The following is a 22,388-nucleotide window of genomic DNA, read 5'->3' on the forward strand; positions in this document are numbered from 1 at the left end:
GCCCATCGCCTTAAATCTTCTCAAAAATCGCGATAGATTCAACATGCGCCGTATGCGGGAACATGTTCATCACGCCAGCGGCTTGCAAACGATAGCCCTTGGACTGAGTCAGGATAGCCGCATCGCGCGCCAGCGTCGCCGGATTGCAAGACACGTAGACGATGCGCGATGGCGCATGGCCATCGTTGGTGTCTTCCGCATCGGGCAGTGACTTGATCAACTCAATCGCACCATCCCGCGGCGGATCCACCAGCCACTTATCAAACGCGCCCAGCGACTGCAATGACTCCGGTGTCATATCGAACAAATCAGATTCAGCAAACTCAACATTGCTGACGCCATTGAGCTGTGCATTTTCCACCGCGCGTTTTACCAACGCCTGCGATCCTTCCACGCCATAGACACTGGCGCCGCTGCGTGCAATCGGTAGCGTAAAATTGCCCAGACCACAGAAAAAGTCAGCAATGCGTTCACCGGCTTGTGGCTGCAATAATTGCAGCGCACGACGAATCATAACGCGGTTAATCGCCGGGTTGACCTGGGTAAACTCAATCGGGCTAAACGGATATTGCAGGTTAAACTCAGGCAAGCTGTAATGCAACATGCCATCATGCGCGAACAAGGGCTTCACCGTATCCGGGCCTTTGGTTTGCGTCCACACCTGGACACTGTGCGTTTCTTCAAAGGTTTGCAGCAAGGCGATATCGGCCTCGGTCAGGGCTTCCATAATACGGAACACCAGTACAGTCGCATCTTCACCAACCGCCAACTCAATTTGCGGTACTGACTGCTTGATAGACAGCTGGCCGATCAAGGCTTTCAACGGCACAATCAGATCAGACACGGGTTGCGTCAGCACTTCACAGCTATCCATAGAAGTCACATAGCTGGTGCCTTTTTCATTAAAGCCGACCAGCACGCCGCCCTTTTTCTCCACATAGCGCACGCGCAAGCGAGCCTTGTGGCGATAATGCCATGGCGTGCCCTGAATCGGCGGCAGAATTTTCTCGGCGCGCACGCGGCCGATATGCCATAAATCGGCTTCCAGCATGCGCTGCTTGGCCGCCACCTGCGCGGAGAACTCCAGATGCTGCATGGCGCAACCGCCACAGGTGCCAAAATAGGCACAGCCTGGCGTCACGCGTTGGCTGGACTGTTTCAGCACCTCTACCGTCGTCGCCAACTCATAGGTCGCCTTGACGTGATGCGAGACGAATTTCACCTCTTCAAATGGCAATGCGCCTTCAATAAAAACCACCTTGCCATCGACATGGGTGACGCCGCGCCCTTCCTGGTCCAGGGATTCAATGGTGGCAATGCGGGGAATCTGCGCGGCCCTGGCGGCAGACGACAGGTTAGACGATCTTTGACGGTTATTTCTCATAACCTGTTATTTTACCTGAATTGGGCATACAATCACCCAGCAAACCAATCAAAATAAGGAGTCTGTGATGCTTAAACAATGGCGCTTAACCACGACACTGGTGGTAGCACTTTTTTCTTCGTCCTTCTGCCTTGCTGATGAAGTGACTATCCAGCAAGATGCCCACGGGGTGGACTATGTCACAGGTGGCATAGGCTCAGAAGAAGTCGACGCCATGGAGTCCTTTAAAAAGCAATTCAATCTGTATTTCCTGTTTTCAGAAGGTAAAGTCGGCCGCGTCATTGATGACATTAACATCAGCATCGTCGATAGCAAAAACCAGACGGTATTTGCGCTGGAGCACGCTGCACCCAGGTTGTTACTAAACCTGCCCAGCGGCAAATACCAGGCCATTGCCAGTTATCTTGGCAGCGAGCAACGTTATCGCTTTACGCATGACGCAAAAAAACACCAACGCGTGATCCTGAACTGGAAAAACAAGATTGATGAAGATACTGTAGAACCCACAGTAGAAGATGCTGCAGCACCAGAAGTGCCTGCCACTGAGACGCCTTAAAACCCTTAACCGCCGATAAATGCCACCAAGGGTTTATCGGCGGTAATATAAGATGTTAGATATCGCCAAACCAGGCGTTTAACCTCAAGCCCAGGCAGCCATAAACTGCTGCCAGTGCTCACCACCGTAACCGGATAAGGTCTCGCGTACCAACTGGATTTCTGCGGCATAGTTGGCCTCATTCAAGTGACCGCGCATTTTGAGAAAGCGCAAATAAACAAGGTGCGTGTTGGCGACATCGGTTTCGCAATAATCACGTATTGCTTTTACTTCACCATTTAGATAAGCCTGCCATACCTTGCTGCCATCCATGCCCAATTTACCGGGGAAGCCGCATAACTGCGCCATTTGATCCAGCGGCGCATTGGCGCGGCCGCTATACATGGCTAACACATCCATTAAATCCAGGTGGCGCATGTGATATCGACTAATATAGTTATTCCATTTGAAATCTTTGTCATCCTCACCCAGATCCCAATAACGTGGCGCGGCGATGCCGTGCACCATGGCGCGATAATGCAGCACGGGCAAGTCAAAACCACCGCCATTCCAGCTCACCAGGTTAGGTGTGTACTTTTCAATGCCGTCGAAAAAGCGCTGGATAATTTCTGCTTCGGTCGACTGCTCATCGCCAAGGGTCCATACGCGGAACTGACTGCCTTCGCGCAAGGCGCAAGATATTGCACAAACGCGCTGCAAATGGTGTGGCAAAAAGTCAGTGCCATTCTGCTGGCGACGCTGGTGAAAAGCGATATTAGCCACATCAGCATCGCTCAAACTGGCTGGCAAGTCATGTAACTGACGAATCCCGTCCACATCCGGAATGGTTTCAATATCAAACACCAAACTTAGCATGACTATACTCGTGAAAAAATTGCTTTTTAAAATAACACAGCGCCTAGGCTTACACCAGAAAACCTTATTTTCACGCGTCGTTTGTACAAAAAATGGGGCAATTGTATCAATTGATACAATCCACGGCCATTTGTATCAATTGATACATTTAAATAACTGATTTATAAAGACTTTTTGTGTTTTTTCACGCAATCAAAAACCCGTCACACGCTTTAATCTGGCCATGTTCAGTTAACACGATGTATTGCGAGCAATCACATCAGCCCTGAACCTTAAACACTTACGGATTAAAATTAACGGAGCTCTCATCATGACATCTATCAGTTCATTAGGCAGTAACAATAGTATTCAATCTTTGTCGCAGGTCAGTCAGCGTAGCGGCATGCAACCTCCACCACCGCCACCCGACGGCGAAGGTCAAGGCAAGGATGGTGGCGGCTTGCTGGGTGCCATTGATTCTGCACTGAAAAGCGCAGGCATTGAAGGTGGCCTGGAATCCATTTTTGGTCAGTCCGGTACCAGCAGCACAAGTACGAGCACCAGCGCAGACAGTACAGACACGTCTACCAGCAGCGACAGCACAACCGATGCCGCCAGTGCGCTGAATAGCTTTTTACAAAACCTGATCAGTGCCTTGCAGTCCCAGGGCACAACGAACACCAGCAGCACAGACAGTAGTGACAGCGAAACTGAGACTAGTGCAACGCAAGGCATGCCACCACCGCCACCTTATGGCGGCCATGGCATGGAGGCCAAATTGCAAAGCCTGATTTCTGCTTTGGGGAATAGTGATTCAACGGATAGCACAACATCTGATACCAGTGCTGATAGCAGCACTAGCAGCGACCTGCAAAGCAGCTTTCAATCGCTTGTGAGTGCGCTAGGTGGCAGCAGCGATAGCGCCAGCCTGAGCGGGTTCTTGCAAGCATTGTCTACCGGCATGCAACACCGCGGCCCGACTGGCAATGTGGTCAGCACCACTGCTTAAGGCACATTGACGCCTCGACTAGCAGCTGCCACATGCTTGTGGTCGCTGCTAGCGCCATTCATATGGGTCAGGCAAACTCCAGTTGCAGGATATCGGTTTCAGAGTCCTCGTCCAACCACTCGGCAGGTGCTTTATGCAAGCGAACCGGGGCTTTCATCTCTTCACCATCAAACGTCAGAATGGCGTAGCTGACTTCATGCGGCGCTTCGATCGGCGTGAACTTGGCAAAACCAAAATCAGCATTACGCATCACTTGCCAGGCGCCTGATGGTTCAGCATATTCTGCTTTGGAAAAGTAATGTGCAATTTGCCTGTCAGTCGCGGCTTTGAGTGCGCAGTCATTTTCGCGCGACATCACAGACCAGCGATAATCCAGACCATCGGCAATCGGCTGCAATTGCATCAGATACCAATGCACGTTTTCACGTGCCAGCTGTATCAAGGATCGTACACGGCCAGTATGGTGATTCAGGATGTAGTAAATCCCCAAATCCTGCTGGTGAATACTTTCACCCAAGCGAGGGAGAACGAAAAGATTAGTTGCCACAACGGACTCCTTTCATCGGAACATGCACTTAGATTGTATGCAATGACCATGCCTGAAACTGAAAGCCGATACTTTTACCACGCTGTTTATCGAATTGCCATGACCGACAATTGCAGTGCGTCGCATAGATCACTTCAGGACCCTACGCACCCCGTATCAGCCAAGCTATTGTTTTGCCAGTCTATTTACGCACCCACTGTCCATCACGTTGCACAAACCAGCCAGCTTGCGCTTTATCAATCCAGCGCTGGCCAAATGTACGTTGTATCTCGCCTTCCCATTCAGGGTGACCATTTGCGGCAGCCATGCCCTGATATAACCTGGCGCGGTCAGTGTTTTCATCTTTGACCAGCACAGCCAACGCACTACGTTGGGACAATGGCACCAAACCGGCCTCTTTTACCGCGACAAAGCCGTCTGCGGTTAAACCCACAGCCCCAGACTGGTAGTGCGGCAGCAACTGCAAATGGCGGCTTTGCATGCTGGCTTTGACCGCAGCAACCGCCGGGGTATTCACATCAAGATCCGCCGCGGCATATACCGGCAACGCCTCAAAAAGCATCGCCAGACAGCTCAAAAACACACCAACCTTCAAAGTGTGATAACCCTGGCGCAGGAATAGTTGCAACAAACGTGAACAATTATGTAGCAATCTCATCATGGGGCTGACTCCGGATTCACGGTCGGCGTTACCGGTATTGCAGACGGGGTCACCGGGGTGGCAGTCGGCGCAGAATGCTGGCTCGATGCCGGGGATTGTCCGGCAGGCACCTGCCAGATTTCGTCTATGACTTTATCCGCCGCTTTTTCTGCGGCGGCGGCCGGAAAGTAGATATTAATGGTGACACAAGCGCTCAAGCCCGTGGCCGATAGTACCAATAGCCAGGTACGCATCCAGCCCTGTTTTATTAAAGTCAGGTTCAATCTGCTTCCTTTCTGGCAACCGTTTTGTGCTTCATCATATATTCAAGTTTAATCGATAATGATTTTACTATTGCTATCCGTCACGCGCTGCATGCGCCCCAATACGTCTTTCCAGCTGACATATTGCGTATAGCCATTGACGTTGACCGACGGCGCCCCTTTGCCTTTGACGATCACAAAGCCATCCGGCAATGGTTCGACGCCGCCCATTTTGCAAATATCGCCGCGCAATTGGCAACTCAGGCCAATTTTTTCGTAACCAAACTCTTTAAAAAAGCGCAAAAAGGTGCGCTGCAAGGCCGCCGCCGTGCCCTCACCGCCCAAGGCAGTAATATTCTCTACCGCGCGTTGCGAGATTTTTTTCTCAAATGGGCCATCGGCAGTGCGCACAAAAGCATCCATAGAAACCGGTTTCCAGTTTTGCAGGCGTAAATCCTTAATATCGCCTTCCAGCTTACCGCTGATGGAGCCAAAGTTAAATGTGCGCGTGATTTCACCTAGGTCAATCTCACGCATGGTGAAATTGGCGTGTAACTTGGGCACGGCGCCCAAAGGGTCATCAATATCTAGGTCAGACATGCCCACCATGCCATTAAACAGTTTGAACTGCATATCACCCACCATACGCAATTCGTGGTTAGCGTACGTCACCAGGGGAATCGTGCCTGCGATCTGGCCGCGCATCATCGGCCAACCCAGCGCCTGGCTGAAGCTAGACATGCTGATCGGTTGCAAGTCCATCTTGACATGCCAGACCATGCTTTGGTTAATCCAGGCAGCGGAAATATCCTGAAAATCAAGCCCACCATCCAGGATCGGCAACTGCAAACGCGGCGCCGTAATTGAAAAACGGTCCACCTCAGCCTGCCAGCGGGTTTCACTCAAGGGGATTTTTAGAATATGGCCGGACTGGTAACCCATGGCAATCTGCCTGGGACGATCATAATCCCAAGGAATGTCGGCATTAAAGTGGCTAAAGCCAAATTTACCAGCCTGATCCTCGACACTGGCGTCAGTGATATTGAGGTGAAACTTGAGCGGCTGCAAGCCTTTGGCCTCAAACGACCAGTCTGCCTTGCCAGATACATTCAAGTGGCCAAACGCGGAATGCGGAATCAGTGGCTGGATAAACGCCTGGTAAACGCCATTAAAATCCACCTCTTTGGCATCGACCTTTAAAAACTCAAATTCTTTGCTGATCACGTTGATGCGGCTTTGGCTATGCAAGGTGCCCACGCCCTGCAATTCCAGGGTCGCCTGCTCGATATCAGCATAAGGTTGACGGTAAAAGCCACGAATCTCAAACCGCTTATTGCCCTCGGCGAAATAAAACGGTTGCCAGAACAACTCGCCCTGCTGCCATTGAAACACGCCCTGCCAGCGCCAGCCACCGGCTTGTTCGTGCGCAGACAGATTGACCTTGCCAGTGAGTTTGTCTCCCGCATGCAAACCCGATGCATCACTAAACCTGGCCTCGCGCACAGCAAGCTCCAGGTCTAAGCCCCTGGCTGCAGGGCCGCTTTTATCCGCTTCTTTCCAAGTTGGCGTCACCAGCACATTAAACGGCACATGCGAGCGCACATCATGGTACAACCCGTCTTCGCAGTGCCAGGGTTGTGAGGCCGCCTGCGCGGGGACCTGGCAATTCAGATGAAACGTACCCCATACTTCATCCTGCAAGGCCTTAACCTCTGCATAAAAAGACAATACAGGCTGGCGAGTTTGTGGCCGAAAATCAAGAAATATCTTAGGCTGGCGTACCTGGTAAGGTTGCATTTGCAACTGGTCAGAGGTCACCAGCAAGGTCGGCCGCGTGCCCATATCCAGCCGAATATTGGGATTATCCAGGCGGGCATCGCCGAGTTGCAAACGATCAGCATGCACTTGTACCTGCTGCTGGGCCTGCAGATTGAGGACGGCATGCGGTTTATCGAGCTGAAACAGATCGCTGGAAATACTGTCTGCACTCAGACTAATCTCAGTCATGGCACAAAGTGGCAGAGACCACGCCAGTAGCATCAGCCCCCAGATGCGCATCAGTCGGGAAACACCCCGGTAGACAAATAACGGTCACCGCGGTCACAAACGATACTCACAATCACGGCATTGTTGACTTCTTTCGACAATTGCAGCGCACTGTATAAAGCGCCTCCACTGGAAATACCGGCAAAAATACCTTCTTTGTTGGCCAGTTTACGCGTGGTGTCTTCCGCATGCTTCTGGCTGACATAACGTAGTTCATCAATACGCTTGGCATCAAAAATGGATGGCATGTACTCTTCTGGCCATTTGCGGATACCAGGAATTTGCGCGCCGTCTTCAGGTTGCACGCCAATGATCTGGATGTCCGGGTTTTGCTCCTTGAGATAGCGCGAAGTGCCCATGATGGTGCCCGTTGTGCCCATGCTGGACACAAAATGCGTCACTTTGCCTGCCGTATCGCGCCAGATTTCCGGCCCGGTGCCTTCGTAGTGAGCCAAAGGATTATCCGTGTTGCCAAACTGGTCAAGCACGATGCCTTCACCTTCGGCTTGCAGCTTCAATGCGACATCGCGCGCGAGCTCCATACTGCCGTCCTTAGGCGTCAGCACCAGCTCTGCGCCATAAGCTTTCATGCTTTGACGGCGTTCAATCGACTGATTCTCGGGCATCACCAATACCATTTTATAGCCACGCATGGCGGCGACCATGGCCAGAGCAATGCCGGTATTGCCGCTCGTCGCCTCGATCAGGGTATCGCCAGGCTTGATCTGGCCGCGTGCTTCTGCACGCAGAATCATGCTGTAAGCCGGCCTGTCCTTGACCGAACCGGCCGGGTTATTCCCTTCCAGCTTGAGCAAAATGGTGTTGCTAGGATTAGGGTTCATGCGTTGCAAAGCGACCAGCGGCGTATTGCCGACAAAGTCATCCAAAGTTTTGTATGGTTTCATAACAGACCGATGTTTGTTGTTTTCCAGACGGAACGGGGCCTGGCGCCCAAAATATTCTGAATTGAATCGATTAAAAGTAATACACGCAGATACTTAATATATGTAAAATTCCAGTGTCGTTCCTGATTTAGCTGGTGAAGTACTAATTTTACATAAACTGCCTGCATCACAAAAACAATAATTACCAAGGAAACTGGATGTTAAAGAAGTGGATTAGCCAAGCGCTTGCCGTCATGTTGCGTCCGATCAAGTTTTTTCCAGAACTGAGCGAAGCCGATAACGTCCGCTATAAAGTCGTTTTCTTGAATAATGTGTTTGCGTTCTCCGGCATTGTATCGCTGTCCATGGGGATTATCCGCTGGAACCTGCAACCCTTCATCGGCCGTGTCGACCTGGTCTCCGCCTTTCTTGCCTTTGGTTTGTTGTGGGTGCTCTATCGCTACCAGAAAAATATTGAGTTAATTGCCAGCACGGCCTTATGGCTTTGCTTTATGCAGTTTTTAACCGTCTTTTTCATGGGCATGGGCACCACCACCCGCAGTGCATTACTGCTACTCATATTGGCCGCGGCGTTTTACCTCAAAGGCCGCGTGGCTGGTTACTACATGCTGGCATTATTGCTGATATTGGTGATCAGCAACCATGCCATGGGCATCTTCCCCTCGGAATATAGCAATCTCGACATCCTCAGCCTGTGCCTTTACCTGCTGGCCCAGTTCTTTATCATTCGCAACTACGAGTGCCTGCGTGAATCGCAAACCAGCCATTTAAAAGCACTCAATACCGATCTCGAAGCCTTGGTCAAACAACGCACAGAGCAATTAGCTGCGGCGAACACGGCGTTGGAAATTGAAAAGGAAAACCTGAAAACGCTTTCCAGCACCGATCACTTAACCGGCCTCAGCAACCGTCATCACTTTGAAACTGTCTTTGCTGAACATACGCCAGCAGTCACGCGCAGGAAAATTTCTGATGCGCTTATTTTGATAGACATCGACCATTTCAAAAAGATCAATGATAGCCACGGTCATGTATTGGGTGATGTGGTACTCAAGTCTGTAGCCAGTTGCATTAAAAAACATAGCCGCATCTCAGACATCACCGTGCGCTGGGGCGGTGACGAACTGATTATTTATGCGCCGCGTACAACGCTTAAACAAGCCACACAACTGGCAGAAAAAGTACGCCATCAAATCAACGCCATGCACTTGGCGGGCGTAGGCAACATTACCATCAGCGCCGGGGTCGCTGTGCTGCATCCCGGCGATAACCTGTCACAACTATTACAGCGCGCAGACCAGGCATTGTATGAAGCCAAACAAGCTGGCCGTAACAGTGTCTATGCCGCCGCGCTAGACTAAGCCCCCACATTTAGGTACCTTGCCACCACTTTTGTCGTTTTCGTATTACTAAATCATGCTGAGATGTTCTGCTGTTGTATTTGCCCTTGCTTGCCTGCAATGCCTGTTATTCGCCTCAATGGCCCATGCCGAACAGTGGCAAACCGTGCCAGGCCGAGAAAAATTCCTCACCGTGGCAGTCGATCTCGACTCGCTACAAATTGGCCAGCATGAAGACATGGTTTTTTTCAAACTCCGTGCCGACGATCATGACGACACGATTGCGACCAGATATGTGCAAGCCTCTTGCAGCGAGTTCTCGCTGGAAGTAGAGCGCGAAACCGTGTTTCATAAATCCAGCCAAAGCTCAGAAAGTATGGACTGGAAAAATAACAATGCCCTCAAAAGCAGCCCGGCATTTGCCCAGGCACGTTTGTCTTTCTGGGGCGTGACACATTCCTATGGACAAGCCATCTCGCTGGCCTGTCGCCGCGTGGGCAACCGGGCGCCTGAACGGTTGCACATTCTGCAAGCCGAGAACTGCGCGCCCAGCAATCCTTTACGCAAAGTCGCCTGTGCCAATCACGCCAGTTGGCGCGCCAATTACAAGCTCTATTTCTCGCGCTCGCATGACGTCATTCATAATTGCGGCATTTCAGAAGAGCGCATGACCAAGCAAGCTGCCTGGCTGCTGAAGAGCGTGATGCGTTGCCAAAGCGAGAGCTGCGGCAACGAGATTCTCGAAGACTGGATCCATAAACGCGGACAAGACATTGCCAATGTGATTCATATGCAAAAAGCAGACAGTGCCTGGCACGCCACCTCACAACCTGCCCCACTCTGTCAGTCACTCAACCAGGCAGACCAGGCGATTGCCAGCATGCAAACCGAGGAGATTTACGCTAAAGCCAAGTATCTTGGCTGTTTAAAACGCGAAACGGCCAAGCTACGCGCGGCCAACACGCCACCTGAAACGCTATCACAACAAGCCGAGCAATTATGTGACGCGCCATTTAAAGAATGGCATGAGGCGATTTCCAAGCAGTCAGCCATGTCAGACGTCACCAATAGATAACCCCTTTAACGCTCAACCATCATGGCATACACCCTAGAAAACAGATTAGTGATAGGCGTCGCATCGAGTGCGATGTTTGATTTGTCAGACTCTGACGAAATCTTTAAACGAGACGGTGAAGCGCTTTATCGAAAGTTTCAAGAGAACAACCTTCACAACCCGCTGCCCAAAGGCATTGCATTTTCATTTATCAAACGGCTGCTCTCCCTCAATGATCTAAGCCCCCACCCGGATGACCCGTTGGTTGAAGTGATATTGCTATCAAAAAATGACCCTGATACAGGCCTTCGGGTCATGAAGTCTATAGAGCATTACAATATCGGCATGACGAGAGCCATCTTCATGCAAGGCCAAGCGCCCTACAAATTCATTCCTGCGCTCAACATATCGCTCTTTCTCTCGGGGAACAAAGAGGATGTTGATTCTGCCATTCGCCTGAACATGCCTGCTGGCCATGTCATGAACTCAGCAATGATTGATGACGAAGAGGATGCTGCATTACGCATTGCCTTCGACTTTGATGGTGTATTGGTAGACGATGAGTCTGAAACCGTTTTTCAGGCCAGAAAAGACGTGAACGAATTCAAAGCGCACGAAGCAATGAATGTCATGCAGCCTCATAACCCCGGCCCATTACAGCAATTGCTTGTGCGTGTTTCAGCCATTCAATCCGCCGAGGAAGAAAAGAAAAAACTGGATCCTTCTTACAAAAACCGCTTGAGAGTTTCGATTGTGACAGCGCGGGATGCGCCAGCACATGAACGCGCCATGAACACACTAAAAAGTTGGGGTGTGATGGCGAATGACGCGTTCTTTCTGGGTGGCATTGAAAAAAGCAAAGTCCTGGCGGTATTAAGACCGCACATTTTCTTCGATGATCAGTCCGGGCATTTAAAAACAGCCTCTGAAGTGGTGCCTTCAGTACACATTCCTTTTGGCGTGACTAATCAAAAAGCAACCTAAACAGGCTGCTTAAGTATTAAGCTCGCGCGCGGAACAGAAATACCGCATAGGCACCAAACAATACAAAGCTGATCAAACCCAGTTGCGGCAAGGTCAGGCCGAGAAATGTCCAGTCAATTGCGGCACAATCGCCTGTGCCACGGAACACCAGCGTCAGGGCTTTTTTGAGCGGAAAATTTTCAAACATATAATCAAAGCCGACACCGCAGTCAGCGATAATTTCGTCTTTATGCGCTTGCAGCCACCAGTGACGAATAGCGACACCAGCCCCACCGAGTGCGGTCAACACCTCAAGCAGCGCAAATCCAGCATGCAGCCATGACTTGGGAGAAATAAATGCATGCAGCAAAAACAATATGCCTAGGCCCATAAACACCATGCGCTGCGAAATACACAATGGGCAGGGCTCCAACTGGTTTTGCACCTGTATAAACAAGGCCAGTGCCACAATGCCGAAACCAGCCAGAAAACCGAGCACATAGCCACCACGACCTTTAAACCACTGACACATTGCAAACTCCTGCGCGTTGAATAAAACTGAAATTGTAATAGATAACGCGCTTATGATGCTGGCAGTGTGCACATCGTTCCCACTTTTTAACAGTGGAACGTGTTTTATCAGAAATCAGGAGGTCGCCTGTGCACTTTCAAGCTGATGCATAGCCGATTTCTGTTTGACTTCGTGATGTTTCTTTTTGTAATAGCGGGCAATACGCTTCACATAGTCCCGCGTTTCGGGATACGGCGGAATACCCTGATGCCGCTGCACTGCGTTCTCACCGGCGTTGTAAGCGGCTGCGACAAGCTCGACATCGCCTTTAAAATAAGTGATCAGCCAGCGTAAATAAGACAAACCGCCTTTGATGTTTTGCTCGGGATCATAGGCATCCTTCACATGAAACCTGGCTTGCGTATCTGGCAATAACTGCATCAGGCCCTGCGCCTTTTTACGTGAAGTGGCTTTCGGGTTAAAACCCGACTCTACTGCGATCACCGCCATGGCAAAATCAACATCCACACCATAACTTGGCGCATGCTTTTTCACCAGCTGATAAATCGGGCCGCGCTTGCGAAACAACACTTCCGCCGCAGAATTACCTTGTTTCAGCATACAGGCAGGCAATACAGCCAACTCAGCATTACCGGCCTCGTTATCCAGCCACTCCCTGGCATCACGGTGCCCTTGTATCGCCGCCAGACTGAAAAAGCGCGCAGCAACATCATGATTCGCTGTCACGCCTTTACCCGTGCTATAAAACCAGCCCATGGCAAATAGCGCATCGGGGTCACGCGACTCCGCTGCCAGCGCACAATAATGCGCATGTGCTTGCTCATAACTGCTCAGGCCAAGGGCATTTTTAGTCCCCGCCGCCAGGCTCACCTGCAACTTAATAAATTGTTTATAGGCTTCATTTTTGATGGCAGACTGCTCACGACTATAGCCAGGGGCTGGCGCGCCACTCTCAGGGAGACTCGTCGTTTCTGGCGATGATCGCATTTCACTCGACGGCTGGGTTTCACCTGAAGATGGCTCAAGCAGCTCATCAGCCTCAGCGGCATGAGGTAACAGTGCCGCGCACACAAACGCTACGCACATGGTCACCCATAAGCTTGCGCGGTGCATAGCAGTGTGAGGGATGTTCAATTGCATTAGGATAAAAATATCTCCAGGCCTTATTTATTTAATGACTCGTTTATTGGCATAAAGTGCCAAGTCTTACGTTAAAACAGCGCAAAAAACCATGCGAAAAACATAGCCAAACAGCAATCTGCTGTTGGATAATGCGGGGCTATGACCAACTTGTTATCGACGCCTTTTAAACAAATCTTGAATGTCAGCGACTTGACGCGGCTGACGAAAGAGCTGCTGGAAACCAGCTTTCCGCTATTCTGGATCAGTGGCGAAATCTCCAATTTCACGCGCGCAGCCAGTGGCCACTGGTATTTCTCGCTGAAGGATGATCGCGCCCAGGTGCGCTGCGTGATGTTTAAAGGCCGTAACAGCCTGGTTGGCAGTATGCCGCGCGAAGGTGACCTGATAGAGGCCCGTGCAACAGTCACCCTGTATGAAGCCCGTGGTGATTTTCAACTGACAATTGAGTTTATGCAGCCAGCAGGCATGGGCAGGCTATATGAGGCGTTTGAGCAATTGAAACAACGCTTGCAAGCCGAAGGCCTGTTTGACCTGTCGCGCAAAAAAGCCATTCCGTCTAACCCGCAACGCATAGGCGTGGTGACTTCACCCGACGCAGCAGCCTTGCGTGATGTGCTCACGGCCATCCGCAGGCGTTACCCAGGCATGGGGGTAATCATTTACCCGACACCGGTACAGGGCAAAGGCTCGGCAGAGCTGATTGCACAAGCGATTCAATTGGCCGATCAGCGCCAGGAAGTCGATACTTTGTTGGTTTGCCGCGGTGGCGGCAGTATTGAAGATTTATGGTCATTTAACGAAGAGATCGTGGCGCGGGCGCTGGCGGCCTGCCGCTTGCCCACCATCAGCGGGGTAGGCCATGAAACTGACTTTACCATTGCCGACTTTGTGGCAGACCTGCGCGCAGCCACACCGACGGCCGCCGCCGAACTGGCTTGCCCGGATCAATCACAATTACGCCAGCAAGTAGCGCAATCACAACAACGCCTGATGCGTGCCATACAATCATTGTTGCGCCAACAATCACAAACACTGGACTATTTGTCGCGCCGCCTGATTTCGCCTGCACAGCAACTGCAGCAGCAGAAACAATCATTGCAACAATGGCAACATCGCTTAAAACTGGGCATGCAACAATATTTACAAGCACGTCGGCGCAGGCTGGAATATTTAGCCACCAGCTTACAACAACTTAACCCGCACCAGGTGCTGGCACGTGGCTACGCCATTGTGCAAAAGCAGGACGGCATCGCCGTGACAAACACCAGCCAGCTCACGATAGGCGAACGCCTGCAATTAACACTGCATCATGGTCAGGCACAAGTCGTGGTTGAAAAAAGTGGTGACTGAAAAAACAAGGCCTCTGACCAGCAGGCTTTTCATGTAATCGTCCACAAAAGCACCACTGACAAATTAAAGGCACTTAACTGACAGATTATTTGTGTCAAAGTCATTGGTGAAGTTTTAGAATTAACCGATAATCATTGCTTGTCTTCAGCTGTTCACACAATGGACCATACAAAAAATCAGCAAACGGCGCTCCACACCATGGCACTCGCCGCGCTAGGCGTCGTTTTCGGGGATATTGGCACCAGCCCCCTTTACACAATGAAAGAAGTCTTTGCGGTTGGCCATCACCCACTGTTACTGACACAAGATAATGTATACGGCATCTTGTCATTGATCACCTGGGCACTCTTGCTGATCGTTTCTTTCAAGTATGTTGCGTTTATTATGCGGGCAGATAACCGCGGCGAAGGCGGCATCATGGCCTTGCTGTCACTGGCCAGCCGTTATGCCGGTGGCGAGCCTGAACAGCGAAAGCGTATCATGATGCTGGGCATTGTCGGTGCCTGCATGTTTTACGCGGATGGCATGATTACCCCAGCCATCTCGGTACTATCTGCCGTTGAAGGGCTAGAGGTCGCCGCACCACAGCTGGATAACTGGATTGTGCCAATTACACTATGCGTGCTGTTTGTACTGTTTTGGGCACAAAGCAAAGGCACCGCCGTCGTCGGTGCTTTTTTTGGCCCGGTGATGCTGACCTGGTTTGCAGTACTAGGCATCCTTGGCGTCATCAATATCAACCACCATCCAGAAATCCTCAAAGCCCTGAGCCCCGCCTACGCTTTCCTGTTTTTTTATACCCAACCGAAAATTGCCTTTATTGCGCTAGGCGCAGTGGTACTGGCCGTGACAGGTGCCGAAGCACTGTACGCCGACATGGGCCACTTTGGCCGCAAGCCCATTCGGCTGGCCTGGTTCCTGTTTGTGCTACCTGCCCTGATCTGTAACTACTTTGGGCAAGGTGCACTGATTCTGGCAGAACCAGAGTCGATCCAAAACCCGTTTTATCACCTGGCGCCAGACTGGGCATTGTTCCCGCTGATCATCCTGGCCACATTGGCAACAGTGATTGCCTCACAGGCCGTGATTACCGGCGCGTTTTCAGTCTCACGCCAGGCGCTGCAACTCGGCTTTATTCCACGCATGCACGTCGCACATACCTCAGAAAAAACCGAGGGCCAGGTGTATATGCCGCGCGTTAACTGGGGCCTGATGGTTGCCGTGATGGGCCTGGTGATTATTTTTGGCAGTTCTGGCGATTTAGCCGCCGCTTACGGCATTGCAGTGACAGGTGACATGGTGATCACCACCTTGCTGGCGGCCGTGGTTTTTCACCACCTGTGGGGCTGGAGCAAACTGAAAACAGCCTGCCTGATTACCCTGTTCCTGGTCATAGACCTATCCTTCTTTGCTGCCAATATCCTCAAGATTCCGGATGGTGGCTGGGTACCACTACTGATTGGCCTGATTATTTTCACCCTGATGCGCACCTGGAAAACTGGCCGCAGATTGTTGTATGGCATCCTCAAATCAGAGTCTATGGAACTGATTCCCTTTATTCAGGCCATTGGTGCGCATCCACCAGCACGCGTTAATGGCGCGGGGGTATTCATGACGCCTAACCCGGACGGCGTACCGCATGCCTTGCTGCATAACCTCAAGCATAACAAGGTGCTGCATGAAACCATGGTCATACTGACGGTGCGTTTTGAAGACTACCCTTATACCAGCCAGGAAGAGCGCGTTGCCGTCGAAGCGTTACCGTACGGCTTTTATCGTGTCACGCTGCGCTACGGCTATATGGACGAACCTGACTTACCTAGAGACCTGGTACTCACCGAGCCATTAGGATTGACGCTGGATACCATGGACACTTCGTTCTTTGTCGGTAAGGAAAGCCTGATTGCCTCAGACAAACCGGGCATGGCGTTCTGGCGCAAAAAGATTTTTATTGGTTTGTTCCGTACCGCGGAAACCATCACCAACCAATTTAAATTACCGCCTAACCGCGTGGTTGAACTGGGCTCACAAGTTAAAATCTAAATTCAAAAGATTGCAAACTAAAGTTAACAATCCGGGCGTAAAATACGCTTTTTAGCTTGCTAGGTGATGTTGCGACCGATTGGTGTCAACGGATCATGCAAGCCATACGATAAAGCATGATTGCAACGAGTGAGGGAACATATGTTTAACTTAAAAACCATTTCAGTCGCCGTGATGTGTGCATTGCTCACCGCGTGCGCCAGCACCACCAACAACAGCGTCTCTGGCGTGCAACGCAGCCAGCTATTGCTATTGCCTTCTGCCACCGTAGACAAAATGTCTGCGCAGTCCTATACCCAAACGCTGCAAGAGGCACAAAAGAAAAGTACGCTGAATGCAGATAAACCATTATTGAATCGCGTGACGACAATTTCTCACCGCCTGATTGCCCAGGTCGGCGTATTCAGACCGGATGCTGCCAAGTGGAAATGGGAAGTCAATGTCGAAAAGAATGACCAGCTCAATGCCTATTGCATGCCAGGTGGCAAAATCATGGTGTTTTCCGGCCTGGCCGAGAAGCTGAATGCCACAGACGATGAACTGGCTGCCGTGATTGGTCACGAAATTGCCCATGCGTTGCGCGAGCATGGCCGTGAACGCATGTCACAAGCGTATGTACAACAATTTGGCCTGCAGGCCCTCGCCTCCTTTGTCGGTGGTACGGCTGGCAGCATGGCCGCGCAGGGCGCAGGCATGGGCAGCCAGTTGCTATTCTCACTGCCTAACGGCCGCGAACAGGAACGTGAAGCTGACCGCATGGGGCTGGAGCTGGCTGCACGCGCCGGTTACAACCCGGAAGCAGCAGTGAGCCTATGGAAAAAAATGATGGCGGCCAACAAAGAGGCGCCGCCTGAATTCCTCAGCACCCACCCTTCCAGCGAAAACCGCATCAAAGACCTGCAAGCGTTAGCGCCTAAAGTCATGCCGCTCTATCTCGCTACCAAAAATAAATAAATTCTTGCTGGCAGGGGCTGCCTGACATCTGCGGCCCCTGACCCGTCAAAATTAGGTTAAAATTTCGGGTTTACTGTTATTCAACCGAACTATTTAATCGAACAAGAGAACATCATGGATCCACGTCAAAGCATTATTGAAGCGGCTTTTGAAGACCGCGCCAACATCAACCCGGCCAATGCACCAGCCGATATCAAAGCCACCGTGGCTTCTGTGCTGGATGACCTGGATGCAGGTAAATTGCGTGTGGCGACCCGCATTGGCGATACCCAGCAGTGGGAAACCCATCAATGGATCAAAAAAGCCGTTTTGCTGTCTTTCCGCCTGAAAGACAACTACCTGATGGATGACGGCGTGACACGCTACTTTGACAAAGTAGATCCAAAGTTTGCCAATTACACTGAAGAAGACTTCAAGGCAGGCGGTTTCCGCGTGGTGCCAAATGCCATCGTGCGTAAAGGCTCATTTATCGCCAAGAATGCAGTATTGATGCCTTCTTACGTCAACATCGGTGCTTATGTCGGCGAGGGCACCATGGTCGACACCTGGGCGACTGTCGGTTCCTGCGCGCAAATTGGTAAAAACGTACACTTGTCCGGCGGCGTTGGCATTGGTGGCGTACTGGAACCAGTACAAGCGGGCCCAACCATTATTGGTGATAACTGCTTTGTCGGTGCCCGTTCAGAAGTGGTTGAAGGTGTGGTGGTTGAAGATAACTGCGTGATCTCCATGGGCGTATATATTGGTCAATCCACCAAAATTTATGACCGCGAAACTGGTGAAATCCACTTTGGCCGCGTACCAGCAGGTTCAGTGGTCGTATCTGGCAACCTGCCATCCAGCGATGGCAAATATAGCTTGTACTGCGCAGTCATCGTGAAAAAAGTCGATGCCAAAACCTTGGGTAAAGTAGGCATCAACGAATTATTGCGCGGCGTTTAAGGCTTAAACGCCAGGCGTATTGGGAATCACGCCTTAAAACGATTCCGTCCCTCAAGTTATGCAGAGGACGGGTCGATATTAAGAGTGATTCTCACCTGACGATATTCGATATAGGGTTGTCGATCATCGTTTTATGTTATTCGGAGTGTTAAAGGACGGAGAGTCAGCAGGCAAGAAACAAAACGCAGTAGAGTCACACCACTAACAATCACAATGACCGTGCAACTTTTATGATCCCAACTCACATGCTTATTTTGCTGCTCTTCACATCCAGTGTCATTGGATGTTTTTTTGCATTTAAGCTCGTAGACAATCTGCGTATCGCCGCGGCAAAAGATCATGATGCCTTGCTCAAAAAATACGCTGCACTCACCGCTGCTGGCATTTTCCTGCTGCATGCCGGTTACCAACTCGCCGCAGATAACTTTCCCAAAATCACTCAACATCCGGTCGATTTCATTGGCAGCCTGCTGTGCGCTTACCTGCTGTCACTGTCTTTACTCAAAACCGTTAACAAAAAGAAATTGCCGCTGCGCGACTTGCTGTATGCCTCCTTGGCGGCGGGCGTCAGCGGCTATTTACTATCTTACTTCTTTCAGATCAGCGCCGGTGCCATCAATATCCGCATTGACACCTGGACCGCATTATTCGCGCTATTTCTCGCTTGCCTGACCTCGGCACTGGCGATTGTGACCATCCTCTGGCTGAAAGGCTACGAAGGCAAAGCGCTGCATCGCCTGAAATGGATGTTTTCGGTCGAAATTGCACTGGGTTTCCTCGCCTCGCACACCGCCATTAACCTGAGCATTGTGCATAACAATATGCTGCTCAGCCAGCCAACTGACCAGACAGGCAACTACCTCATGCTGTTGCTGGTGCTGGTGCCGGTATTGCTGTTTATTACTTCGTTTATCCTGGTGATTTTCTATGAGCGCAATGTCGATATCACCCAAAGCAAACTCACATTCCGAAATACGCAGACCGTAAACAAAAAGTTTCTGGCCTACGACCCGCTCACGCATCTGCCTAACCGCGATGCCCTGAACCAGCACCTGATCATCAGCGCCAAACGCTGTGATCGCAATGGCGAGTCGCTGGCATTAGCCTATATCGACCTTGACCATTTCAAACCGGTCAACGACCAGTTTGGTCATCACATCGGCGACCTGTTGCTGATTGAAGTTTCCAAACGCATCAGCAATGCCATCCGCAATTGCGACTATGTGGCACGCGCCGGCGGCGATGAGTTTATTGCCGTGCTCAGCGAAATCGAAAATCATCAAAGCGTGGTCACCGTGACACAACGTATCGTTGATGCCTTGCGTGAGATTTTCATTATCGAAGATCACGTCATCGAAATCTCCTGCTCAATTGGCGTTTCCATGTACCCGCAGGATGGCAACCTGCAAAAACTCAAATTAAATGCTGATGCGGCGATGTATAAAGCCAAGGAAAACGGCAAAAACCAGTACCGTTTCTTTGATGCTGAAATTGAGCAAGCGTCAGACGAAATGCAGCAAACGCGCGTGGAGCTCAAGCAAGCCATTACGCACCAAGAGTTCAGGTTGCTATTTCAACCAAAAGTCGATGCCTTGACGCGTATCGTGCATGGTGCAGAAGCCCTCTTGCGCTGGCAACATCCTACACGCGGCCTGCTCTCGCCTAACAATTTTATCGAAGCGGCCGAGCGCTTTGGCATGATTGAGGAAATCAATGCCTGGGTGATTTCGCAAGCCTGCAGCACCATCAAACAGGCGCGTGAACGTGGCATAGACTTGAGTATTTCGGTCAATATGTCCAACCAGCAATTCCGCAATAAACAGCTCAGTTCACTCATACAGTCGATTCTTGAGCAACATGAAGTCGAAGCACGCAACCTGATCCTGGAAGTCTCAGAAACCAATGCCATCCATCACCAGGCGCAATTCCAGGAAACCTTGCGCCACTTTAAGCAGCAAGGCCTCAAAATCTCGCTGGATGACTTTGGCCTGCACCCCTTCAGCCTCACGCATCTGCAAGACCTCGAAATCAGCGAAGTCAAACTCGACCGCACCCTGACCAAAGGGGTAGCAGCCTCAAATACGGCACTGCTGATTGTAGAAGCCATTGTCAAACTGGCGCACGCGCTGGATTTGAATGTGGTGGCAGAAGGTGTGGAAGACGAAGACCAGCGCAAAGCCCTGGTCAGCATCGGTTGCGACCAAATGCAAGGCTTCCTGTTCTCCAAGCCAGTTGAGCAAAAATTCCTGTTTGACGTCTTCAGTGAACTACAGTTGAAGTCGACCACGCAAAGCCTGTTTTAAAGCAAGCGCTGTTGCAACAATAAATTGCAACGCCCGCACTTCTGGCTGGTAAAATAAGCTTTTTACCTGATTATCCGCCATGAAACTGTACGGCATCCCTAATTGCAATACCGTCAAAAAAGCCCGCGACTGGCTGGAGCAACATGCCGTTGCTTATGAATTCCATGACTTTAAAAGACTCGGGCTGGACAATGCCACCGCGCAATCCTGGCTGCAACAGCAACCATGGGAAAAACTGGTCAACCGTAGCGGCATGACCTGGCGCAATCTGACTGAAGCCGAGAAAAATGCGGTTGTGGATGCTGCTTCTGCACAGGTCTTGATGCAAGAAAAAACCTCGGTGATCAAGCGCCCTATCGTCGTTAACAACGACAAAATCATCGCCCTCGGCTTTAATGAAGCCGATTATGCCCAACTGTTTGCCAAAGAATAAGCCTATGTCAAAAACACTGGATCTTGCCATTGACCTCCTGAAACGCCGTTCGCTGACACCGGAAGATGCGGACTGCCAGGAAACCATGATTGCCCGTTTGGAGCCGCTGGGATTCAAGATTGAGCGTATGCGTTTTGGCCAGGTAGATAACTTTTATGCGCGCCGTGGCACGACTGGCCCATTGATCGTATTCGCCGGACATACCGACGTCGTACCTACCGGCCCGCTGGACCAATGGCACACACCACCGTTTGAACCGACGATTAAAGACGGCATGCTGTATGCCCGTGGTGCAGCGGATATGAAAACATCTCTGGCGGCCTTTATTACCAGTATTGAAGAGTTTGTGGCAGCACACCAAAACCACCCAGGCTCGATTGGCCTGCTGATTACGTCAGATGAAGAAGGCATTGCCATTGAAGGCACGGTGAAAGTCGTTGAAGCGTTGCAAGCGCGTGGTGAAACCTTTGATTACTGCATCGTCGGCGAGCCGACCAGCAACAAAGTGGTCGGTGACATGATCAAGAATGGCCGCCGTGGCTCATTGTCTGGCAAACTTACAGTCAAAGGTATCCAGGGCCATATTGCCTACCCGCACCTGGTCAAAAACCCGATTCATTTGGCCGCTCCAGCAATCAAAGACATGGTGGAAACCGTGTGGGATACTGGTAACGAATACTTTCCGCCAACCTCGTGGCAAATCTCCAACATGAATGGCGGCACCGGTGCAACGAATGTCGTGCCAGGCGAGGTCGAAATCCTGTTTAACTTCCGCTATTGCCCCGAGGTCGATGGTCAGGGCAGCTCTGAACAAAGTCTGCGTTCGCGCGTGCATGCCATTTTGGATAGCCATAGCTTTGATTACGCACTGGAATGGGAACACAACCAGTCCTACATTACACCACGCGGCCAACTGGTAGCAGCCATCAGCCAGGCCATTACGCAAAGCTATGGCGTCACCCCTGAACTATCCACCACAGGCGGCACCTCTGATGGCCGCTTTATTGCCGACATTTGCAAAGAAGTGATCGAATTCGGCCCGCTCAACGCGACCATTCATAAACTGAATGAATGTGTCGCGGTGGCAGATATTGAACCGCTCAAAGAAACCTATAAGCGCACCATGGAACTGTTACTACTAAAATAA

21 protein-coding genes are annotated in these 22,388 nt (G+C 51.0%); 12 read left to right on the plus strand and 9 right to left on the minus strand.

Annotated features, from left to right (window positions below; all coding sequences use genetic code 11):
- Positions 1-10 precede the first annotated feature (10 nt).
- Entirely contained in the window at positions 11-1,384 is a 1,374-nt protein-coding gene (rlmD, locus tag GQ52_RS00565) for a 23S rRNA (uracil(1939)-C(5))-methyltransferase RlmD (RefSeq protein ID WP_047514180.1), read from the minus strand.
- Between the two features lie 67 nt (positions 1,385-1,451).
- Between rlmD and GQ52_RS00570 the strand changes: the two genes are divergently transcribed.
- A complete protein-coding gene (locus GQ52_RS00570) occupies positions 1,452-1,940 on the plus strand; it encodes a hypothetical protein (RefSeq protein WP_047514182.1) in 489 nt (162 codons plus the stop codon).
- Positions 1,941-2,024: 84 nt separating this feature from the next.
- Here GQ52_RS00570 and GQ52_RS00575 read toward each other — a convergent pair whose 3' ends face one another.
- Entirely contained in the window at positions 2,025-2,795 is a 771-nt protein-coding gene (locus tag GQ52_RS00575; RefSeq protein WP_019881782.1) for a 3'-5' exonuclease, read from the minus strand.
- Between the two features lie 310 nt (positions 2,796-3,105).
- On the opposite strand from GQ52_RS00575, the gene GQ52_RS00580 reads away from it, so the two are divergent.
- Complete coding sequence (locus tag GQ52_RS00580) at positions 3,106-3,783, plus strand: hypothetical protein (RefSeq protein ID WP_047514185.1); 678 nt, start codon at positions 3,106-3,108, stop codon at positions 3,781-3,783.
- Between the two features lie 67 nt (positions 3,784-3,850).
- Here GQ52_RS00580 and GQ52_RS00585 read toward each other — a convergent pair whose 3' ends face one another.
- The 5 genes from GQ52_RS00585 to cysM all read right to left on the minus strand — a co-directional run bounded on the left by GQ52_RS00585 (position 3,851) and on the right by cysM (position 8,184).
- A complete protein-coding gene (locus GQ52_RS00585; RefSeq protein ID WP_024929747.1) occupies positions 3,851-4,330 on the minus strand; it encodes a hypothetical protein in 480 nt (159 codons plus the stop codon).
- Positions 4,331-4,511: 181 nt separating this feature from the next.
- The gene (locus tag GQ52_RS00590; protein WP_081979295.1) at positions 4,512-4,991 is read right to left on the minus strand and encodes a YdbL family protein; all 480 of its coding nucleotides are present in this window, start codon (positions 4,989-4,991) and stop codon (positions 4,512-4,514) included.
- Positions 4,988-5,254, minus strand: a complete 267-nt coding sequence (locus GQ52_RS00595; RefSeq protein WP_047514188.1) for a hypothetical protein — start codon at positions 5,252-5,254, stop codon at positions 4,988-4,990. The genes GQ52_RS00590 and GQ52_RS00595 overlap by 4 nt, the downstream gene beginning before the upstream one ends.
- A 48-nt stretch (positions 5,255-5,302) precedes the next feature.
- Positions 5,303-7,240, minus strand: coding sequence for a hypothetical protein (locus tag GQ52_RS00600; protein ID WP_235272871.1), 1,938 nt, complete (start codon positions 7,238-7,240; stop codon positions 5,303-5,305).
- A gap of 50 nt (positions 7,241-7,290) precedes the next feature.
- Positions 7,291-8,184: a cysteine synthase CysM gene (cysM, locus tag GQ52_RS00605; RefSeq protein WP_019881775.1), complete on the minus strand. Its 894-nt coding sequence runs from the start codon at positions 8,182-8,184 to the stop codon at positions 7,291-7,293.
- 197 nt (positions 8,185-8,381) lie between these two features.
- Between cysM and GQ52_RS00610 the strand changes: the two genes are divergently transcribed.
- The 3 genes from GQ52_RS00610 to GQ52_RS00620 are packed head-to-tail and all read left to right on the plus strand — an operon-like array spanning position 8,382 to position 11,562.
- The gene (locus GQ52_RS00610) at positions 8,382-9,545 is read left to right on the plus strand and encodes a GGDEF domain-containing protein (protein ID WP_047514194.1); all 1,164 of its coding nucleotides are present in this window, start codon (positions 8,382-8,384) and stop codon (positions 9,543-9,545) included.
- 55 nt (positions 9,546-9,600) lie between these two features.
- The gene (locus GQ52_RS00615; protein WP_235272873.1) at positions 9,601-10,599 is read left to right on the plus strand and encodes a hypothetical protein; all 999 of its coding nucleotides are present in this window, start codon (positions 9,601-9,603) and stop codon (positions 10,597-10,599) included.
- A 21-nt stretch (positions 10,600-10,620) separates the two neighbouring features.
- Positions 10,621-11,562 carry a 5'-nucleotidase gene (locus GQ52_RS00620; protein ID WP_029512336.1) on the plus strand — a complete coding sequence of 314 codons (942 nt, stop codon included), beginning with the start codon at positions 10,621-10,623 and terminating at the stop codon, positions 11,560-11,562.
- Between the two features lie 16 nt (positions 11,563-11,578).
- Here the strand turns inward: GQ52_RS00620 and GQ52_RS00625 are convergent, their stop codons facing one another.
- The gene (locus GQ52_RS00625; protein ID WP_047514200.1) at positions 11,579-12,073 is read right to left on the minus strand and encodes a disulfide bond formation protein B; all 495 of its coding nucleotides are present in this window, start codon (positions 12,071-12,073) and stop codon (positions 11,579-11,581) included.
- 114 nt (positions 12,074-12,187) lie between these two features.
- Positions 12,188-13,213, minus strand: coding sequence for a lytic transglycosylase domain-containing protein (locus GQ52_RS00630; RefSeq protein WP_235272875.1), 1,026 nt, complete (start codon positions 13,211-13,213; stop codon positions 12,188-12,190).
- A 141-nt stretch (positions 13,214-13,354) separates the two neighbouring features.
- Between GQ52_RS00630 and xseA the strand changes: the two genes are divergently transcribed.
- From xseA to dapE, 7 genes are all read left to right on the plus strand, one after another.
- Entirely contained in the window at positions 13,355-14,566 is a 1,212-nt protein-coding gene (gene xseA, locus GQ52_RS00635; RefSeq protein ID WP_047514206.1) for an exodeoxyribonuclease VII large subunit, read from the plus strand.
- Positions 14,567-14,725: 159 nt separating this feature from the next.
- Complete coding sequence (locus tag GQ52_RS00640) at positions 14,726-16,609, plus strand: potassium transporter Kup (RefSeq protein ID WP_024929736.1); 1,884 nt, start codon at positions 14,726-14,728, stop codon at positions 16,607-16,609.
- Positions 16,610-16,750: 141 nt separating this feature from the next.
- A complete protein-coding gene (locus GQ52_RS00645; RefSeq protein ID WP_047514209.1) occupies positions 16,751-17,563 on the plus strand; it encodes a M48 family metallopeptidase in 813 nt (270 codons plus the stop codon).
- 114 nt (positions 17,564-17,677) lie between these two features.
- Entirely contained in the window at positions 17,678-18,505 is an 828-nt protein-coding gene (gene dapD / locus GQ52_RS00650; protein ID WP_019881766.1) for a 2,3,4,5-tetrahydropyridine-2,6-dicarboxylate N-succinyltransferase, read from the plus strand.
- Between the two features lie 245 nt (positions 18,506-18,750).
- Positions 18,751-20,808, plus strand: coding sequence for a bifunctional diguanylate cyclase/phosphodiesterase (locus GQ52_RS00655; protein ID WP_024929734.1), 2,058 nt, complete (start codon positions 18,751-18,753; stop codon positions 20,806-20,808).
- Positions 20,809-20,887: 79 nt separating this feature from the next.
- Positions 20,888-21,241, plus strand: coding sequence for an ArsC family reductase (locus GQ52_RS00660; RefSeq protein WP_047514214.1), 354 nt, complete (start codon positions 20,888-20,890; stop codon positions 21,239-21,241).
- Positions 21,242-21,245: 4 nt separating this feature from the next.
- Positions 21,246-22,388, plus strand: a complete 1,143-nt coding sequence (gene dapE, locus GQ52_RS00665; RefSeq protein WP_047514216.1) for a succinyl-diaminopimelate desuccinylase — start codon at positions 21,246-21,248, stop codon at positions 22,386-22,388.

The organism is Methylophilus sp. Q8 (assembly GCF_000800115.1).
GTDB lineage: Bacteria > Pseudomonadota > Gammaproteobacteria > Burkholderiales > Methylophilaceae > Methylophilus.

Coding starts and splice junctions, on each gene's coding strand:
- dapD (WP_019881766.1), top strand. CDS start 17,678: ATGGATCCACGTCAAAGCATTATTGAAGCGGCTTTTGAAGACCGCGCC.
- xseA (WP_047514206.1), top strand. CDS start 13,355: ATGACCAACTTGTTATCGACGCCTTTTAAACAAATCTTGAATGTCAGC.
- GQ52_RS00590 (WP_081979295.1), bottom strand. CDS start 4,991: ATGATGAGATTGCTACATAATTGTTCACGTTTGTTGCAACTATTCCTG.
- GQ52_RS00575 (WP_019881782.1), bottom strand. CDS start 2,795: ATGCTAAGTTTGGTGTTTGATATTGAAACCATTCCGGATGTGGACGGG.
- GQ52_RS00580 (WP_047514185.1), top strand. CDS start 3,106: ATGACATCTATCAGTTCATTAGGCAGTAACAATAGTATTCAATCTTTG.
- GQ52_RS00655 (WP_024929734.1), top strand. CDS start 18,751: ATGCTTATTTTGCTGCTCTTCACATCCAGTGTCATTGGATGTTTTTTT.
- GQ52_RS00610 (WP_047514194.1), top strand. CDS start 8,382: ATGTTAAAGAAGTGGATTAGCCAAGCGCTTGCCGTCATGTTGCGTCCG.
- GQ52_RS00640 (WP_024929736.1), top strand. CDS start 14,726: ATGGACCATACAAAAAATCAGCAAACGGCGCTCCACACCATGGCACTC.
- rlmD (WP_047514180.1), bottom strand. CDS start 1,384: ATGAGAAATAACCGTCAAAGATCGTCTAACCTGTCGTCTGCCGCCAGG.
- cysM (WP_019881775.1), bottom strand. CDS start 8,184: ATGAAACCATACAAAACTTTGGATGACTTTGTCGGCAATACGCCGCTG.
- GQ52_RS00660 (WP_047514214.1), top strand. CDS start 20,888: ATGAAACTGTACGGCATCCCTAATTGCAATACCGTCAAAAAAGCCCGC.
- GQ52_RS00615 (WP_235272873.1), top strand. CDS start 9,601: ATGCTGAGATGTTCTGCTGTTGTATTTGCCCTTGCTTGCCTGCAATGC.
- GQ52_RS00630 (WP_235272875.1), bottom strand. CDS start 13,213: ATGCAATTGAACATCCCTCACACTGCTATGCACCGCGCAAGCTTATGG.
- GQ52_RS00645 (WP_047514209.1), top strand. CDS start 16,751: ATGTTTAACTTAAAAACCATTTCAGTCGCCGTGATGTGTGCATTGCTC.
- GQ52_RS00625 (WP_047514200.1), bottom strand. CDS start 12,073: ATGTGTCAGTGGTTTAAAGGTCGTGGTGGCTATGTGCTCGGTTTTCTG.
- GQ52_RS00620 (WP_029512336.1), top strand. CDS start 10,621: ATGGCATACACCCTAGAAAACAGATTAGTGATAGGCGTCGCATCGAGT.
- GQ52_RS00600 (WP_235272871.1), bottom strand. CDS start 7,240: ATGACTGAGATTAGTCTGAGTGCAGACAGTATTTCCAGCGATCTGTTT.
- GQ52_RS00570 (WP_047514182.1), top strand. CDS start 1,452: ATGCTTAAACAATGGCGCTTAACCACGACACTGGTGGTAGCACTTTTT.
- dapE (WP_047514216.1), top strand. CDS start 21,246: ATGTCAAAAACACTGGATCTTGCCATTGACCTCCTGAAACGCCGTTCG.